Annotated in this window: 12 protein-coding genes and 1 riboswitch; of the genes, 8 read left to right on the plus strand and 4 right to left on the minus strand. The window is 37.0% G+C overall.

Annotation, left to right across the window (positions count from 1 at the left end; translation table 11 throughout):
- The first annotated feature begins 96 nt into the window (after positions 1-96).
- The gene (gene hemC / locus Dongsha4_RS01375; RefSeq protein ID WP_330204000.1) at positions 97-1,059 is read left to right on the plus strand and encodes a hydroxymethylbilane synthase; all 963 of its coding nucleotides are present in this window, start codon (positions 97-99) and stop codon (positions 1,057-1,059) included.
- A 206-nt stretch (positions 1,060-1,265) separates the two neighbouring features.
- Positions 1,266-2,105, plus strand: coding sequence for an ABC transporter permease (locus tag Dongsha4_RS01380; RefSeq protein ID WP_330204001.1), 840 nt, complete (start codon positions 1,266-1,268; stop codon positions 2,103-2,105).
- Positions 2,106-2,224: 119 nt separating this feature from the next.
- Here Dongsha4_RS01380 and Dongsha4_RS01385 read toward each other — a convergent pair whose 3' ends face one another.
- A complete protein-coding gene (locus Dongsha4_RS01385; protein ID WP_330204002.1) occupies positions 2,225-3,397 on the minus strand; it encodes an RNA-guided endonuclease TnpB family protein in 1,173 nt (390 codons plus the stop codon).
- A 406-nt stretch (positions 3,398-3,803) separates the two neighbouring features.
- Here Dongsha4_RS01385 and Dongsha4_RS01390 point away from each other — a divergent pair, with 406 nt between their 5' ends.
- A complete protein-coding gene (locus Dongsha4_RS01390) occupies positions 3,804-4,028 on the plus strand; it encodes a photosystem II protein, Psb35-related (RefSeq protein ID WP_330204003.1) in 225 nt (74 codons plus the stop codon).
- A gap of 128 nt (positions 4,029-4,156) precedes the next feature.
- On the opposite strand, the gene Dongsha4_RS01395 is transcribed toward Dongsha4_RS01390, so the two are convergent.
- On the minus strand, positions 4,157-4,636 hold the full coding sequence (locus Dongsha4_RS01395; RefSeq protein WP_330204004.1) for a hypothetical protein: 480 nt from the start codon (positions 4,634-4,636) through the stop codon (positions 4,157-4,159).
- A gap of 344 nt (positions 4,637-4,980) precedes the next feature.
- Positions 4,981-6,540, minus strand: coding sequence for a ferredoxin--nitrite reductase (locus tag Dongsha4_RS01400; RefSeq protein ID WP_330204005.1), 1,560 nt, complete (start codon positions 6,538-6,540; stop codon positions 4,981-4,983).
- Between the two features lie 368 nt (positions 6,541-6,908).
- On the opposite strand from Dongsha4_RS01400, the gene thrS reads away from it, so the two are divergent.
- Together thrS and Dongsha4_RS01410 are read left to right on the plus strand one after the other, a co-directional pair.
- Positions 6,909-8,711, plus strand: coding sequence for a threonine--tRNA ligase (gene thrS / locus Dongsha4_RS01405; RefSeq protein ID WP_330204006.1), 1,803 nt, complete (start codon positions 6,909-6,911; stop codon positions 8,709-8,711).
- A 355-nt stretch (positions 8,712-9,066) separates the two neighbouring features.
- Positions 9,067-13,044 (plus strand): hypothetical protein, encoded by a 3,978-nt coding sequence (locus tag Dongsha4_RS01410; RefSeq protein WP_330204007.1) that lies wholly within the window; start codon positions 9,067-9,069, stop codon positions 13,042-13,044.
- 140 nt (positions 13,045-13,184) lie between these two features.
- Here Dongsha4_RS01410 and gatB read toward each other — a convergent pair whose 3' ends face one another.
- Positions 13,185-14,669, minus strand: a complete 1,485-nt coding sequence (gene gatB, locus Dongsha4_RS01415; RefSeq protein WP_330204008.1) for an Asp-tRNA(Asn)/Glu-tRNA(Gln) amidotransferase subunit GatB — start codon at positions 14,667-14,669, stop codon at positions 13,185-13,187.
- Positions 14,670-15,011: 342 nt separating this feature from the next.
- Between gatB and Dongsha4_RS01420 the strand changes: the two genes are divergently transcribed.
- The 3 genes from Dongsha4_RS01420 to hypA all read left to right on the plus strand — a co-directional run bounded on the left by Dongsha4_RS01420 (position 15,012) and on the right by hypA (position 18,457).
- A complete protein-coding gene (locus Dongsha4_RS01420) occupies positions 15,012-16,448 on the plus strand; it encodes a CHAT domain-containing protein (protein WP_330204009.1) in 1,437 nt (478 codons plus the stop codon).
- A gap of 167 nt (positions 16,449-16,615) precedes the next feature.
- Positions 16,616-16,744, plus strand: a riboswitch (guanidine-I (ykkC/yxkD leader).
- A gap of 78 nt (positions 16,745-16,822) precedes the next feature.
- A complete protein-coding gene (speB, locus tag Dongsha4_RS01425) occupies positions 16,823-17,980 on the plus strand; it encodes an agmatinase (RefSeq protein WP_330204010.1) in 1,158 nt (385 codons plus the stop codon).
- A gap of 126 nt (positions 17,981-18,106) precedes the next feature.
- A complete protein-coding gene (hypA, locus tag Dongsha4_RS01430) occupies positions 18,107-18,457 on the plus strand; it encodes a hydrogenase maturation nickel metallochaperone HypA (RefSeq protein ID WP_330204011.1) in 351 nt (116 codons plus the stop codon).
- Positions 18,458-18,489: the final 32 nt, after the last annotated feature.

Below are 18,489 nucleotides of genomic sequence, written 5' to 3' on the forward strand. Positions count from 1 at the left end.
AAAATTGATCACTTCAGAACTCAGAACTCCAAACTCTTTCCCCTTTTCTGATAACCTAGATAAGGCACTAAATTTTTTATAAAAACTGTTTATAGTATGAATGCAACCGTTGATAATGAAAACACTATTGTAATTGGATCTCGGAAAAGCCAATTGGCATTAGTGCAAACTTACTGGGTAAAAAAAGAGTTAGAAAATAGTTTCCCCGATATTGAGTTTGAAGTGGAAAAAATGAGTACTCAAGGGGACAAAATCTTAGATGTGGCATTGGCAAAAATTGGAGATAAAGGTTTATTCACAAAAGAATTAGAAGTAGGGATGCTTAATGGCGATGTAGATTTTGCCGTGCATTCTCTGAAAGATTTACCCACCAATCTTCCTGAAGGCTTAATGTTAGGTTGTGTTACTCAAAGAGTTAACCCTGCGGATGCTTTGGTAGTTCATGAAAAACATAAAGATAAACAATTAGAAACTTTACCAGAAGGCTCTGTAATTGGGACTTCTTCCCTCAGACGTTTAGCACAATTGCGTCATCACTTCCCCCATTTAACCTTTAAGGATGTTAGGGGTAATGTTAACACTCGTTTAGCAAAATTAGACGCAGGAGAATATGATGCTATCATCCTAGCAGTGGCAGGACTAGAAAGATTAGGAATGGGCGATCGCATCCATCAAGTAATACCAGCAGAAATATCCCTTCATGCAGTAGGACAAGGGGCTTTAGGTATCGAATGCCGTACTGGAGATGAAAAAGTATTACAAATAATTAAATCCATTGAAGACCCTGATACCCGTGATTGTACCCTAGCCGAGCGCTCTTTTTTAAGAGTATTAGAGGGTGGTTGTCAAATTCCTATCGGTGTTAATAGTTCTTTAGAAGGAGACAATTTAACTTTAATTGGTATGGTTGCCAGTTTAGACGGAAAAAAATTACTAAAAGATAGTGTAACAGGCGATCGCACCCAAGCAGAAAAGCTAGGAGCAGATTTGGCAGATAAACTGAAGCAACAGGGTGCAGGAGAAATCTTAGCCGAAATTTTAGCGGAAATTGAAAGATAATTATATTAATTAGGAATTAGTAATTAAGACAAGGCAATAGGGAAACCCCTCTATGTCTCCCCTAAAAAGAAACCCCTCTTTATCCCCCATCTCTAGGGGGGAGGGCAAAAGTGTTTAATTAACCCCCTCCTTATACCCCAATACCCCAACACTTTCATTACCTCATCTTCCTTTGCCCCGAACTCATCCTCCCCTTTCTCAAATAAATGCTCAAACTATTTTGGAGTAAACTGATAAGAGATAAAACAGCTATCTTCGCTTTAATCATTTTAAGTTTTATCATCATTGCGATTATTTTTTTTCCTCTGTTTTATACTACTCCTATCGATATGATTGATTTTAGTCAGTCATCTTTACCCCCTAATTGGCAACACCCATTTGGAACAAATGATCTAGGTCAAGATCAATTAGCGAGAATTTTATTTGGTGGCAGAGTATCCCTAACAGTGGGTATTACTTCCATGATAGTCGCTATTAGCGTCGGAACAATGGTAGGTGCGATCGCAGGTTATTATGGCGGAGTTATAGATAATATCTTGATGCGTATTACAGATATTTGTCTTTCCCTTCCGCAATTACCTATTTTATTATTAGTGATTTATCTTTTTCGAGATCCAGTAAAATCCTTATTAGGAGCAGAATTAGGGATTTTTACCCTAGTAGTTTTAATTATTGGCTTATTAAATTGGATGTCCGTAGCAAGATTAGTCAGAAGTTCATTCTTGCAAATTAAAGAAAGAGAATTTATCAGTGCCGCCCGTAGCTTAGGTGCAAATTCTTGGCGCATTATGTGGCAACATATTCTCCCCAACGTTATTAATATAATTATTGTTGCCGCTACCCTTGCCGTTGGAAACGGGATTATAGTTGAATCAACTCTGAGTTTTTTAGGTCTAGGATTTCCCCCAGATATTCCCACTTGGGGAAGAATGTTATATGAAGCTCAAGAATATTTGCCCACATCTCCTCACATGGCAATTTTCCCCGGCTTGGCAATTTTTCTCACCGTTTTGAGCATTAATTATCTGGGAGATAAGTTTAATTAACCTCCGTTTGGCACAATAATATCGGATTTAGACAAGTTGCAGGTAAGTGCTTTTCTTTTTCTAACATGGTAATGAGTCAGGTGAACTACTCACATTCGCTACGCTGAAATGTGAGCTTCTTACCCAACAGAATGCGTTATAGTAGATTTCTTGCGTCCTCTGCTATCTCGTCTTACATCTGGGCAGTAAGCTGAAACTCCAGTTCCTGAAGCCAAAATTCGCAGTCCTTCATCTCTGATATTTTTTGATGCGTTTATATCTCTATCGTGTTTTTCTTTACATCTAGGACACTCCCATTGTCTAATATCTAACGGTAAGCTATCAACTACATTCAAACAATGATTACAAGTTTTAGAACTAGGAAAAAATCTATCTATCTCAATATAAATCTTACCTTCTTGTTCACACTTGTATTTGAGCATTGTCTGAAATTGCCCCCAACCTACTTGTTGTATTGACTTAGCTAGACAATGATTTTTTACCATCCCTTTGATGTTTAGATTTTCGCATACCACAACTTGATTCTCGTTTACTATCCTGCGTGATAGTTTATGCTGAAAATCTTCCCGACACCGAGATATTTTATTATGAACTTTTGCTACCTTGATTCTGGCTTTATTTCGGTTATTTGAACCTTTCCGTTTACGAGATAAATCTTTCTGTTTATTCTTTAGATTACGTTCATGTTTTTCTAACCATCTAGGGTTATCAAACTTAGAACCATCACTGGTTACACAAAAATGTTTTATTCCCATATCCAAGCCGATTGCTTTACCTTCTGTATTTGGTAATGGTTGTTCCTTTCCATTTTCAAATAAAATAGACGCATAATACTGCTCTGCTTTATTTTTAGAGATAGTTACAGTCTTGATCTCACCGTCAATAGGGCGATGAACTTTAGCATAAATCTCTCCCAACTTAGGAAAAGTAATTATGTCCCCTTTGATTTTGACATTTTGAGGATAGCTAAGAGCTTGTTTCCCATGCTTAGACTTGAATCTAGGAAAGGAGCTTCGTTTCTCAAAGAAGTTGATAAAAGAACGACTTAGATTGAGACATACCACCTGTAAACATTGGGAATAAGTCTCTGTTAGCCATTCATATTCTTTCTTGAGAGAAGGTAATTGTTTTTGTAAATCATAACGGGATAATCCTTTACCTGTTTGCTTGTATGTTTCGTTAGTCAAGGCTAAAAACCTATTCCAAAGCCATCTGCACGAGCCAAAAGCTGATTCTAACGACTCTTTCTGCTGATTTGTTGGATACAAGCGAACTTTGACTATTTTTAGCATATCAAGAAACTTTTTTATGATAAATTAATTCTAACATAGATTTTTGGTATTGTGTGGAATCAATCCTACGGATATTTTTTTTTGTTGGGCAAAATTCATCCTCTAATCCGCTTTGCTGAAATTAGGGACTTCTTTTGCCATTTACGTTAAAAAATTGAAAGTAAAAAAATCAATAAATATAAGTTTTTTGTAAATTCTTATAACTTTTGCCTGTTCCCTGTTGCTCATCTCCCTGACACCACCAAGAATTTTATGTGGAACTCAGGTTCATTATGAAATCGTATATTCGTACAAACCGAACTTGTCAAGACTTATTAACCATAAAAATCCATTTTGTAAAGCTATTGCAATAAAACTTTACATAAGTTAATATAAAAGTGTAGTCAAGCAAAGGAGCTTGAACATTATGGCAATTTTAATCACTTTATTTGTAATTGGTTGGTTAGCAGTATCTATTATTGGTACTCAGGCTTATTTCCGAGGAGAACAAACTAAAGCTATTCATGAACGTAACTGGAACTCTGAATCTTTTGATCAGTTAGCACAATCCATTACAGGTCAAGAAACAAATTATTTAGTGAGAGTACCCGCGTACTATTTTGATCCTCGTGTAACTAGACGCAATAGCTAAGATATATCTCACAATAGTTAGAAAAAATTAAAGCTATTTCCCATCGACTAAACTTTATTATTAGAAAAACGGAGGTTGAATTAAATCAGCCTCTCTTTCCTTTTCTATGATTTGATTGTTGAATTTCTTCACTTATGCTCTACAACAAAACCTTTTAGCTTCTGAAAACAATGAGAAAAATCCTCCACAGGATTAAAATCATTAACTGTTAAGTTTGCCTCAATATAGTTAGTCTCTTTTGTATCATAATCCCACTGCTTTGACATATTTTCTGGCGAGAATAAATCAGAAATAAAACTACCTGCAATATCTAAATATTTATTTAATTCTTCCTCAGTAAAATCAGGTTTAATCAACCTCACAAACTCATAATTAAAACTGTGTTGAATTTTACCTTTTTTTTGCCACACATTCAGAATTTGCTCTACGGAAACAGCTTTTAATCTACCCTGATAAATAGCTTCAGTAACGGCTAAGGGTAGCCAATTATGAGGATAAATCTTTGTCCATTTAGCAATTAATTCTCTAAACTGATAGCTATTAAGATCGAAGCTATAGTATTTCATTAAAATGATAGTCTGCTGAATCTGATTTAAACTGTCATTCACTTTGTTTCTGTAGAAATTGACCCAAAAATAATTGTAAATCAATTATCACAAAAATCAACTTTTAATTTCCCATAAATATAGCAACCACCAGATTAGTTAAGACATTTTTAAATCTCTAATTGTCATTTTGAACAAACGGGAAGAATCTCTGAGCGTCTTAAACAACTTGGCGACTGCTATACCTGTGAAAATGAATGATAAGGTAAAAAGAACAAAGGGCAAAAGGTAAATAGTTGATAATTAATAACTTCTAACTTGTCTCTCCCAACACCGTAAGGGTTAAATATGTTCAACCCCTACTACCTGCAACCTTAAACCTGACTATATCTTATGGCGAACAGGGGTTATTTAACAGTTGCCCCAAACTCGTTAATTAAAATTTCCTTCAAAACGGATTTTAAATCATCACAGGGAATACTTTTTTGTTGGAGATTGCCTAAATGAGCATCCTTGCCCACTTTTCCCCCCATAAATAAGTTAACACCCTCTACCACCTGCCCATCTTTTTTCGCTTTAGTACCCATTAAGCCAATATCCCCTGCTTGAGCCTGTCCACAAGAGTTAGGACAACCTGTCCAATGAATTCTGACTTTAGAAGGAATATTTAGTTCATTATCCAATTCTGTGGCTAATTTTACCGCTCTTTGCTTAGTTTCTACCAAGGCAAAATTACAATAACGAGCTCCTGTACAGGAAATTACAGAACGGCTTAAAGGTGAAGGATTAACTCGATAGCGTTCTAAAATTGGTTCAGCAAGAAATGCCTCTACCCTGTCATTCGGTATAAAAGGAATAATAAAATTTTGTTCCACTGTTGCCCGAATTTCTCCGTTACCGTAAACATCCGCTAAACGAGCAATTTCAAATAAGCCTTCTGCATCTAAATGCCCAACGGGGATATGAATACCGATATAACTATAACCCTCTTGCCTTTGAGGATTAACCCCTAAATGATCTCTTTTTTCTAAAGTAATTTCATCTTTCGGAGCGGCAAATTGTAAGGATTGCCCCAATTTTTTCTCCACTTCAATGCGAAAACGGTTTATACCCCATTTATCAATTAACCACATTAAACGGGCTTTTGCTCTATTTTCCCTCAAACCTTCTTCCAATGCACATTCACTATAAACACTAAGAATAGCCGCACATAATTCCAATACTTCTTCATTCGGTCTTACCCACACATCCATCGGAATAGACTCTGCACACCTTTGAGCGGATAAGTAACCCCCTACCACAACATTAAAACCTAATTCACCATCTTTATAGGCGGGTAAAAATGCTATATCATTTAACTCGGCGTGAATAGAATTATCTTTGCTACCTTCGATCGCAATGTTTAATTTACGAGGGAGACTGCTAAATTCATAACTACCCTGTCCATAATTAGTAATCAAATCTTGTAATTTTTGATTTAATTCTCTAGTGTCTATTAACTCGTGAGGGTCAATTCCAGCAACAGGAGAACCCGTTAAATTACGCACATTATCCATTCCTGACTGAATCGATGTCATGCCTACCGCTTCTAATTTACGAAAAATATCTGGTATATCCTGTAAATGAACTCCCCTTAATTGAATATTTTGACGGGTGGTAATATCAGCTTTTCCATCCTCCCCATAACGTTCAATAATTTCAGCAAAAGTGCGTAATTGTTGGCTGTTGAGAATACCATTAGGAGTGCGTAACCTAAGCATAAATTTCCCCGGTGTTACTGGGCGAAAAAAAATCCCTAACCACTTCAAACGCACAATGAGGTCATCTTCGTCCATTGCCTCCCACCCCATTTGAGCAAACTTTTCTATTTCTTCCCTAACATCTAAACCGTGTTTTGCTTCTTTTACTTTTTCAATTTTATTTAGTTTCACTTTTTTTGTGGTGGTGGTATTTACAGCAACAACCATAATGTGTCCTCGATTAATATATTGAATACAAATAAATATTTAAAGATTTATATACTTAACTGCCCAATACATTATTAATTTGATTATTAACATTTTGTAACTTTGACTACTAAATAAAGGCTTATTTTCTTTTTACACATAATTTTAATTCGTTTTTTGCATCTATTGGGGCGATCGAAGTGAGGTATTGCCTTAAGTAAATCACTAACAAAAGCATACATTATGATTTTCTTGATATTTCATCGATTGTATAGCTTTTCACTGTTTTTGGAATTATCAGAATAATCTCACAACTCAAATAGGGTGAATTTTGGTTAAGATCAGTATTTATTGAGTATTTATTAATTAATAGTTATATTATAATTTCCATGTCTAATCAGGAAGCAATTAAGTTACCCCGCACCAGCGAATCAGAAGAATTAAAAAAAATCCGTCACACCACCTCCCACGTTATGGCTATGGCGGTACAAAAATTATATCCTAATGCTCAAGTTACCATCGGTCCTTGGACAGAAACAGGTTTTTATTATGATTTCGATTTACCTGAACCCTTAGCAGAAAAGGATCTCAAGGCAATCAAAAAAGAGATGACGAAAATTATTAACAAAAAATTGCCTGTTATCCGTGAGGTTGTCACGAGAGAGGAAGCGCAAAAGAGAATTAAAGATATTAATGAACCTTACAAATTAGAGATTTTAGATAGTATCAAAGAAGAACCTATCACCATCTATCATTTAGCGGATCAATGGTGGGATTTGTGTGCAGGTCCCCACGTTGAGACTACAGCAGATCTTAACCCAAAGGCGATCGAACTTGAAAGCGTAGCAGGGGCGTATTGGCGTGGAGATGCCAATAATAAGCAGTTACAGAGGGTTTATGGTACGGCATGGGAAACCCCTGAACAATTAGCCGAATACAAACGCCGTAAGGAAGAAGCCTTAAAACGGGATCATCGTAAGTTAGGTAAAGAGTTGGGATTGTTCATTTTTAGCGATCCTGTAGGTCCGGGATTACCATTGTGGACTCCTAAAGGGACTTTGATTCGATCGACTCTTGAGGACTTTTTGAAACAGGAACAAATCAAAAGAGGTTATTTACAGGTAGTTAGTCCCCATATTGGTAGGGTGGATTTATTTAAAATTTCTGGTCACTGGCAAAACTACAAAGAAGATATGTTCCCCATGATGGCGGATAACGTAGAAGAAGCGGAAAAAGAGGTTGGTTTTGTCTTAAAGCCCATGAATTGTCCTTTCCATATCCAAATTTATAAAAGTGAGTTGCGATCGTACCGTGATTTACCCATGCGTTTAGCGGAATTTGGTACGGTATATCGTTATGAACAATCAGGGGAATTAGGCGGTTTAACCAGAGTTCGAGGCTTTACCGTTGACGATTCCCATTTATTCGTTACTCCCGATCAACTTGAAAGCGAATTTTTCAGCGTAGTTGATTTAATTCTATCAGTCTTTAAGAGTTTACAATTAAAGAACTTTAAAGCCCGTCTGAGCTTCCGAGATCCCAATTCTGACAAATATATCGGCGGTGATGAGGTGTGGGAAAAAGCCCAAAATGCCATCCGTAATGCCGTTAAACAGTTAGATATGGAATATTTTGAAGCGGAAGGGGAAGCGGCTTTTTATGGACCTAAACTCGATTTTATCTTCCAAGATGCCTTAGAAAGAGAGTGGCAATTAGGTACGGTACAGGTTGATTATAATTTACCAGAGCGTTTCGATTTAGAATATACCGCCCCCGATGGTAGCCGTCAACGTCCCATCATGATTCACCGTGCGCCCTTCGGGTCTTTAGAACGTCTGATCGGTATTTTAATCGAAGAATATGCGGGGGATTTCCCTCTCTGGTTAGCACCTATTCAAGTGCGTTTAATGCCTGTTAGCGATGATTTTTCTGGGTATGCTCAAGAGGTATGTCAAAAAATGTTAAGTCTCGGTATCCGTGCTGAGGTAGATAACAGTGGTGAAAGACTGGGTAAGATGATTCGCAATGGGGAAAAACAAAAAATCCCTGTCATGGCGGTTGTGGGAGCTAATGAAGTGGAAAATAATACCCTTAGTATCCGTACCCGTGCCTCTGGGGACTTAGGTGCGATCGCAGTTTCTGAGGTCATAGAAAAAGTTAAAGGTGCGATCGAATCTCACGGTAATTTCTAGTTAATCTCAATTATTTGTATAAGGGCAGGTGTCGGGTATCAGGTGTTATATTTTCTGAACATTTTTTAGAGAATCAAAGAATTTAAAATAAAAATAAATTTATTTACTTTAATATTTGTTTTTTCACTCCTAAATCTGAACTCTGAATTCACTTATAGAGGTTGTTAATGACTAATTATTCAATTACTACAAAAATTTTTACCTGTGTGTGGGGGAAGTTTTGGGGTTAGAGCAATAGATAAAGATGAAATTATTTATTATTAATAATAAATGAAATAAAAGTATGATTATGGTGTAAAATAATTATAAAATTTGTACTTTTTAATATTAAAAAATAAGTAAGTATTTTTATCTAATGACACCGACAGTAAATACTTGGATACCCGTAGGACCTGCCCCCATACAAGATCCCATTCGTGGACGTTTAAGTTATCCAGAAATTTGGGGAGATACTCTGATTTCAGGAGCGGTTAACGGCTTGGCAATGGTTCAAGGAGAAAATGGAGATGGTTTTCTCTATATCGGTGCGGTAAATGGTGGGGTTTGGATGCGTCCTTATACTTACGCTACCGACAGTTGGGGTGAGTGGACTTGGCAGAGTAAACCTAGTAATGATACTAATTCTGGTTATCAGGGTATTCAATCCATTGCGAAAATAGCCGTTTCACCCGATAAACAATATTTAGCCGTTGGGCAAGGTAATCCTTCTAATTTTAGTGCCTATTCTTCAGGTAACAGTAAAGGATTACAAATCGCCAAAATACTTGAGGATGGAAGTTTAGAGTGGTTAATTCTTAATCCAGATATTAGTAATCTATTTGTTGAAAATACAATTAATATTCGAGATTTAGACTGGATTAGTGATAATCTCTTTATCGCCAGTCCTAATGAATTAGCGGTTGTAGATGTTGTGGAAGGAGAAGTTAGTAACTTAAGAATATTAACCCAAGATCCTCAAGAAATTTCTTTGGTACAAGTGACCAATAACAACAATGGAGATATTTACAAAATAAGTGCTGGTGGTTTTAATTACATTGATTCCACAGATACAACTACTGTATTAAATATAACGGGAGATAAACTTAGAGACTTTTATAGTTCTTTAGGAACATTTGATAACTTACGTCTTAGTGCTTATCCTGAACTGGTTAACGGTCAAACAATATTATTTGTGGGTGCTTCTCAAGCAAATAAAATATCTGTCATTAACAGACTTATTCTCAATGGTTCGGAATTAATAGATTTTGAGACGGTTAATGTTCAGGGTGATATTGGTAGTGGACAAGGAGCAGGAACGTATTTTTATGGAAATTTCTCCTTTATAGCAGATCCTCAAGATCCTTTGGCTTTAAGAGTTTTGGCTGGAGGAAATCACTATGGTGGAAATAGTCTAAATGGTCCTTATACGGGGGGAGTTGTCGCAATAGAATTTCAGGCGGATGGTTCTAATGCCCAATTAGTGGATTGGTTTGGACCTAGAAATGGGGTTATTCGAGAGGAATTTGTCGGAGGTACTGCACCCCATGCAGATAGTCGCAGTATTATTTTTTATGAAACTCCAGAAGGATTAAAACTGATACAAAGTGATGACGGAGGAATTTTCCAGAAGGGAGTTGATTCTCGATCTCCGTGGACTTCTTTAAGTGGGAAAGGTTTACAGACTTTGGAATCTAAGACGGGAGATTGGAGTAATATTGGTAATCAGTTGATTAGTGCCATACAGGATAACTCCGTAGCTATGGGAAGTTATGGTAATTTAACATGGACTAATGTTTATGGTGGGGATGGTTCGTTAGGTTTCTTTGATGATGCTTTTTATCAGGGGGATGGTTTTAGTCGGGGATACTATGCTTCTCAGCAGTACATGAGTCGTGGAAATATTACTTTAACTACTGTTGATGAAACAGGCACTTGGCAAAGCGTTAATAGTGTTAATTTAATCACTTTTGACTATGACGGAAATGAAGTTCCTATTGCATTTTTTGAAGGAAACTGGTTTAAAAGTGTTAATCCTGATGGAAGTTATCCTTTTGGTCTTCCTGCCAATAGTAACCCTTATCGGGCAGGAGACGTTGTTTTTGCGGGTACAAGGAATATTTATGAGGCGGTTATTCCTCATTGGGAAGTAGATCCCAATGAAATACTTTTAATGCCTTTACTTCCAGAAAGTTTTGAGTCCAATAGTGTTAAGGATTTTACCGCTTTGGATGTGGGTTCGAGTCTGGAAGAGGTGAGTAGCTTTGATATGGCAAAACCCTACAGTTGGGATGATCTATATACAGCATATTTTGATCCAGAAACGGGAAATTCTTATCTATTAGGAAGAAATGGCTCGGAATCATCTACGATGCTTGATCCTAATAGTTACCAGTTACAGTTAATTGATTCGGTTCAAGGGCTATATATTAACGATATTACTCACCATTCAGATTCTGTATCTAATAGTGATAATCTTTATTATCTGGCAACGGAAACATCTATTTTATATTTGTTAGGAGAGAATAATCCTTCAGGGGAAAATAATCGTCTAGCGGTGAAAATCGGAAATAATGAGCCTATTTATTATACTTATCAAGAATTAGGTTTAGATCCCCAAGTTAATCTGCAAACTATTACTTTATTACCTGCAACGGATACTCACCCTCAGCAGTTAGTGGTAGGGGGTTTAGGAGGTTTATGGATTAGCAATATTGACGGTAATGGACAACCTAGCACTTTTTCCCCTATGAATTGGGATGGTTTGCCTGAAAATATTGGTCCGGGTAGTTGGAACTTGGACTTGGAATATGATCCTGTGGATGATGTTCTTATTGCTAATATGTTAGGTCAAGGCGCTTGGATTTGGAGTCGTTCGGGAGAAATTGATACTCCTCCTGAACCTGATTTCGGTTTTTCTATTACTTCTAGTTTAGTACCTCAATCCCAGTCTAATTCGTTCGATCGCCGTGGACGTAGTATTGATGGGGCGATTAGCGTTCAATTACATCGTACTCCTGAGCAGATAAATAAAGACATTACGGCTGAATTAGTGTTAAATGATCCGAGTATTTGGCAAGAAAATATTGGCTTATATGCAGATGTTAGTCATACATTTGATTTAACAGAAGGTGCGATATTTGATAATCAAATTCGTATTCCTCTAACCTTTGTCGCGGGGGTGGATACCTTAACCTTTGAATTTACCACCAAACGTCCAGATCTAGTTTTACCTGATATTACTGCCACAATGGAAGTGGTAAGTAACGATTTTCCCGACTCAGTAGCCGAAGGCAATATAACTTTATTTCCTAATGGGGTATCTCCCGGTTATTATGAAACCTCCACATCAGGAGTTTTTTATAATTTTGGTGAAATCGCAGGTTCAAGAAACATAACAGCGATGATGCCTAGTTCCTTGCCTCAAGGAACTCAAGTGGGCATTTATGGTGTAAATATTGATGGTTCATTTTCTTATAATGGGGAATTAATAAATTCTGATCATCCTGATTATATCGATTTAGCATTAGAAAACAGCCTGTATTTAGCATTTGCCAATAATCCTCAGTCAAATTTAGCCTTGAACAGTGAAAAGGCTTTAAATGCTTTTGTAGATGCCACCTCTTTTATCACAACTGAAGCCCAAAGATATGGTAACGTTCAACAAGCAGACATTGCGGAAGGATTTACCACAGGAGAAACTTTTGCTCTATCCCTGAGATTTCCTGATGGTAGCGGTTTAGTGTCAGTGGGAAGCGATGCTTTTGCTATTAATGAAGATGCAGATAATACTATTATTTTCGATCCCAATGAGGAAAAATTAGAAGTAGGATTAGCACCTGCAGGAGGAGGAGTATTTGCGGCGGAGTCTTCGGAATATACTCTCAATATTGCACGTTTAGGGGAGTATAATTCTGGTTATGGTCTTTTCCGAGTAGATACTTTAACCGGAGATATAGATGGACTTTCCCCCGGTACTAACGATTATGCGGTGAAAGCCTTAGAAAGGGCTTTATCTAATGGTGTTGATGGTTTTACAGGTCAAAATTTACCCGAATTTGGTCAAAATGGCTCGGAAATGATAGCTGGTTTATCGGAAAATAGTTACTATGCTAGCTTCATTACTCCGAATCGAACGATCAATGAAGCCTTAGAGTTGTTGCAAGATTCATCCTCTTTGCCATCAAATAATTATGTCCATTTTAGTATCCAACAAGCAAATCAGGGGATTATCTCTGCTTTACCTATGGGTACAGGGTTTTTCGCTTTTGAAGATATGGATTTAACCGGAGATAGTGATTTCAACGATATATTGCTTCAGTTTATACCAAATGATTCTTTACTTTTGTTAGCATAATCTTTTCCAATAGTTAGGGGTTGATGAAAAGTCGTGTTGCCGAGAGTAGGCAAAGGGCAAGGGGCAAAGGTGAATAGTGAATAGTTGATAATTACTCATTGCTCCCTGAAACCCCAATCCCCTAATATCCCGAACTTCACTTAAGCATTGAGCTTTTGATTTAGAATTTGATTAGTTAATTTAGGATCTGCCCTTCCGCTAGTGGCTTTCATAATTTGACCAACAAAGAACCCCTGTAATTTAGTTTTTCCTGCTCGATATTGTTCTAATTTATCAGGATTTTCTGCTAAGATTTTATCAATAATTGTACTTAATTCGTCAGGATTAGAAATGGCAACTAAGCCTTTATTTTCCACAATTTCTTTAGGAGAACCACCTTTTTCTAATAATTCAGGCAGGATTTCTTTTGCAATTTTGCCACTGATAGTACCTTTTTCAATTAGCTTAACTAACTCTGCTAACATTTCAGGTTTTAAGGCAATTTTGTTAATATCTAAATCAGGATTGCTATTGAGATAAGCGGCAATATCTTGAGTAATCCAGTTAGCCGCACCTTTAACACTTGCACCATTAGCAACAACGGCTTCAAAGTATAAAGCAACGTCTTTATCATCGCTTAATACTCTTGCATCATAAGCCGATAAGCCAAATTCTGCTTCATAACGACTACGTTTGTTGGCAGGTAATTCAGGTAAAGTTTTACTAATTTCCTCTAATTGAGTGTCATTGATAACTAAGGGGGGTAAATCAGGTTCAGGGAAATAGCGGTAATCGCTTGAGCCTTCTTTACTTCTCATACTGATGGTGCGTTGACTGCCTTCTTCCCATAAACGGGTTTCTTGAACAATGGCTTCACCTTCGTTAATTGCTTCTATTTGTCTTTCTATTTCATATTCGATGGCTTTCTGAATGGCACTAAAAGAGTTCATGTTTTTGATTTCTACTTTTACTCCAAATTCTTTTTGCCCTACAGGACGCACGGATATGTTAACATCGCAACGTAGTGAACCCTCTTGCATATTGCCATCGCTAATACCTAAATAACGTACTAAGCGGCGCAATTCCTGAGCGTATTCTGCGGCTTCCTGCCCTGTGCGTAAATCAGGCTCGGAAACTATTTCGAGTAAGGGAACGCCAGTTCTATTAAAATCAACAAGGGAATGAGTTGAACCTGCTAATCTATCACTACCTGCATGAACTAATTTCCCTGCATCTTCTTCCATGTGTAGGCGAGTGATACCAATGATTTTTTTGGTTACTTCTTGGGTTTTGGGATCAACTATTTCTATTTCTAACTGTCCATTTTCAACAATGGGTAAGTCATACTGAGATATTTGATAGTTTTTCGGTAAATCAGGATAAAAATACTGTTTGCGATCGAATTTACTATAACGGGCAATTTTCCCTTGTAAAGCTAAACCCATTTTGATGGCGGAGTTTAAAACTTCTTGATTTAATACGGGTAAAACCCCGGGGTGTCCTAAACATACGGGACAAACATTTGTATTTGGGGGGCTATCGAAGTTAGTAGAGCAACTGCAAAAAATTTTACTGTTGGTGTTGAGTTGACAATGAGTTTCTAAACCAATAATTGCTTCATATTTGGTTTGAGTAGCTGTGGTCATATTATTATTTTCTATATTATTCTTTCGATCGAACCTTTATTTTTGTTTATTCTATCCTGAATCGTTGACCAATTAGAAATTGCTAGAAATCAATTTATAAGGGAAGAATAATCTAAATCATCAGGTGGTATTAGGAAATAGGCAACGCTGATAGGCAATAGTTGAGCGTTTGAACATTCTTTAAGAATTAATAAAAAGTAAGTTTAATAGGTCTTAGCTTACTAGGAAAAATATAACTAGAGCTAAATAGAAAAAATACCTGATTCATTTTTCAGTAATCATAAATTATTAGTTATAGTAAAAACCAAGAAACTTTTAATGGGCAGATGAAGAAAAATAAAGATGAAAACCGTAAAAACGTTACTAAAATTTATAAAAAATAACTTATCTTCGAGTTACAGAAAAATTACTATACTATTCATTTTTACACTATTATTAGTTCTAGCAACACCTCAATCTCGACAAATAATTCAAGCTAAAGCAATAAACGGTATCGAACAGAGAATTAAAAGTCAGAAAATGGGAATTATGGAAGATAGTTTCCGTAATGAATATGAAGAATATTTTGGGAGAATAATTAACACCGAACAATTTAATCCTGTCAATGTTCGTATTACTTCATCTCACAATCGACAAAACGCTTCAGAAATAGCTCGAAAAATTGCGATCGCCGATCGTCTTGCTCAAACCACATCAGCCGTTATGTGGGTAGTGCCAGAAAAAGAATATTTACATTTAGTTTTAATAACTTCCAGAGGTATTATTACCGTTAAAGATCTTTATGAAGTACCCTTTGATACAATTAACCGAACAGTTACAGATTTTTACAAGCAAATAAATCAACTAGAAACCCCTTTTGACCTAACTCTATCCCAAAAATTATATCAATGGATTATTAGCCCTTTTGAAAAAGAAATCCTAGAACCAGAAAAAATCAATAACATCTTATTTTGTATGGGAGAAGGTGTACGTTTATTGCCCTTTGCCGCCCTCCATGATGGAGAAAAATTCCTAGTGCAAAAATACAATTTAAGTCGCATACCTGCATTTGACTTAATTAACCCTGAATATAAACCCTTCAATAATCCCACAGTTTTAGCAATGGGAGCATCTAATTTTACAGATAATACCCCCTTACCAGGAGTTTTAGTGGAATTACAAGAAGTTGCTCAAAAAGTTCAAAAAAAATCTTCTCAAAATCAAGAAGAAATACTTTTTAATCAAGAATTTACCCTTGCGAATATGCAACAACGGCTAAAAGAAAAACCCTTTGAAATTATCCATCTAGCCACCCATGCAGACTTTAAGCCCGGAAGCCCAAATAATTCTTATATTCAATTCTGGGACAAAAAATTAACCCTTGATAAAATGTACGAACTTCCTTGGCAAACACCCCCAGATTTATTAATTCTCAGTGCTTGTAATACTGCAGTTGGTGACAATAATTCTGAATTGGGATTTACAGGTATTGCCCTACAATCGGGAGTTAAGTCCGCACTAGGTAGTTTATGGTATGTCAGTGACTTAGGTACTTTAGCTTTAATTACTGAATTTTACGAGCAGTTAATTAATCAATCAGAGAAAAATCCGACGAAAGTACAGGCTTTAACAAAGGCTCAAAATCTTTTGCTTGAGGATAAAGTCTATTTTGAAGATAATCGCTTAATCACTCCTGAAGGAGATATTTACCTACCCGACAATTTAAAATTAAAAGGAAAATTAGATTTATCTCATCCTTTTTATTGGTCTGCATTTACTTTAATTAGTAGTCCTTGGTAAACCTAAGTTCAATGAAAAAAGTATTGAAAAATAAGGAGTAGAGACTTATTGTTAATTACCTTTGCCCCTTGTCCCTTTTTTTATTGCGAATTTTCTCTTTCGTATTTTTTTATACAGTATCCCCCCCAGAGGTTTGTTATGTTTAACCACAACAAAAGCAATAAAAGAAAGAAGGTTTCTAGGGTTCCGATGCTTAGGGCGTGACTGGTCCGAGAGAAACAAGCTACTATAAAAGATTTCCTAATTGATTGACGACGAATTAAGTAGCTACACGGAGGGAGAAAAGCCCGGGAGGATGTGATGGTTCTCACTGTCACCCTTCTGGGTTTTGTTGTTTTTTGGCAACAGTTGATTATATTTAAGGAGAAACAACCATGAGCAATCTACCAGAAAGTGAAGCTCAAAAGGCACTACAAAAAGAGTCTGAATTATCTTTCACGGGATGGCAACAGGAAGTTCAACAGGGCTTAGACTATGGTTTGGAAGCCGCAGAAAGCATTAAAGATCGCACCATTTCCACTTTTTCCCGTGGAGAATTACCCCATTATGCGGGAATTAATACCTTTCTTAAAGCCCCTTATTTAGAAGATGTTAAGCAAGTGGGTAACTATGATGTTGCGATCGTCGGTGTTCCCCATGATTCAGGTACTACTTATCGCCCCGGTACAAGATTTGGTCCTCAAGGCATTCGTAAAATAAGTGCTTTATACACTCCCTATAACTTTGAGTTGGGAGTTGATTTACGAGAACAAATTAAACTCTGTGATGTGGGGGATATTTTTACGATTCCTGCTAATAATGAAAAATCCTTTGATCAAATTTCCAAAGGGGTTGCCCATATTTTCAAATCTGGGGCGTTTCCTATCATTCTGGGGGGAGATCATTCTATTGGTTTCCCCACTTTGAGAGGGGTTTGTCGTCATTTAGGGGATAAAAAGGTGGGAATAATACATTTCGATCGCCATGTGGATACCCAAGAGACGGATTTAGACGAAAGAATGCACACTTGTCCTTGGTTTCATGCTACTAACATGAAAAATGCCCCTGCGAAAAATCTTGTTCAGCTTGGCATCGGTGGTTGGCAAGTACCCCGTCAGGGAGTGAAAGTCTGTCGAGAAAGGGCAACTAATATCTTAACTGTTACCGACATAACGGAAATGGGCTTAGATGCGGCGGCGGATTTCGCCATTGAAAAAGCAACCGATGGTACTGATTGCGTCTGGATTAGTTTTGATATTGACTGCATTGATGCTGGATTTGTACCAGGTACAGGATGGCCCGAACCGGGTGGATTGTTGCCTCGTGAGGCTTTATATCTACTCAAGAAAATTGTGCAAAACACTCCTGTTTGCGGTATCGAAGTAGTGGAAGTTTCTCCTCCCTATGATGTCAGTGATATGACGGCTTTAATGGCAACCCGTGTTATTTGTGACACTATGGCTCATTTAGTGGTATCAGGACAATTACCTCGTAAACAAAAACCCGACTATATCCACGAAGAAGCCCAAGTAGTTGATCAACCTTGGAGTTAAATAACTACTGGTACAAAATAAATTGGGGTTTTTGAGATAGTGGGGAGTAGGGAGTAGGGAGTAGGGAGTGGGGAGTAAGCCTTATAACTGAACAGTAAATACACAATTAATTTTACTCACTTGCTTATGCACGAAACGGACATGACAAAGGCATTAATTATGACTATTACTGATTGGTATGAGTCACAACCGCAACCATACAAAATAGACAAGGTTCATTTATTGGTGGGGGATTTTACCTGTGTTGAACCTGCTTCTCTGGAATTTGCCTTTGAAGTGCAAACTAAAAACACTTTCCTTGAAGGGGCAAAACTAGCCATTAAAAATATTCCTCTAGTTGCCTTTTGTCATAGCTGTGATGAGGAGTATCAACCAGAAATTGGTTTACAGTATTCCTGCCCTAAATGTCATTCTCCGATGGATGATATTCGCTCAGGGAGGGAGTTAAAAATCGATCGCCTTGAGTATTCTCTTTAGAGGGTGCAGTGGGGTGTTGGGGTATTGGGGTG

The sequence above is a fragment of the Cyanobacterium sp. Dongsha4 genome (assembly GCF_036345015.1).
GTDB lineage: Bacteria > Cyanobacteriota > Cyanobacteriia > Cyanobacteriales > Cyanobacteriaceae > PCC-10605.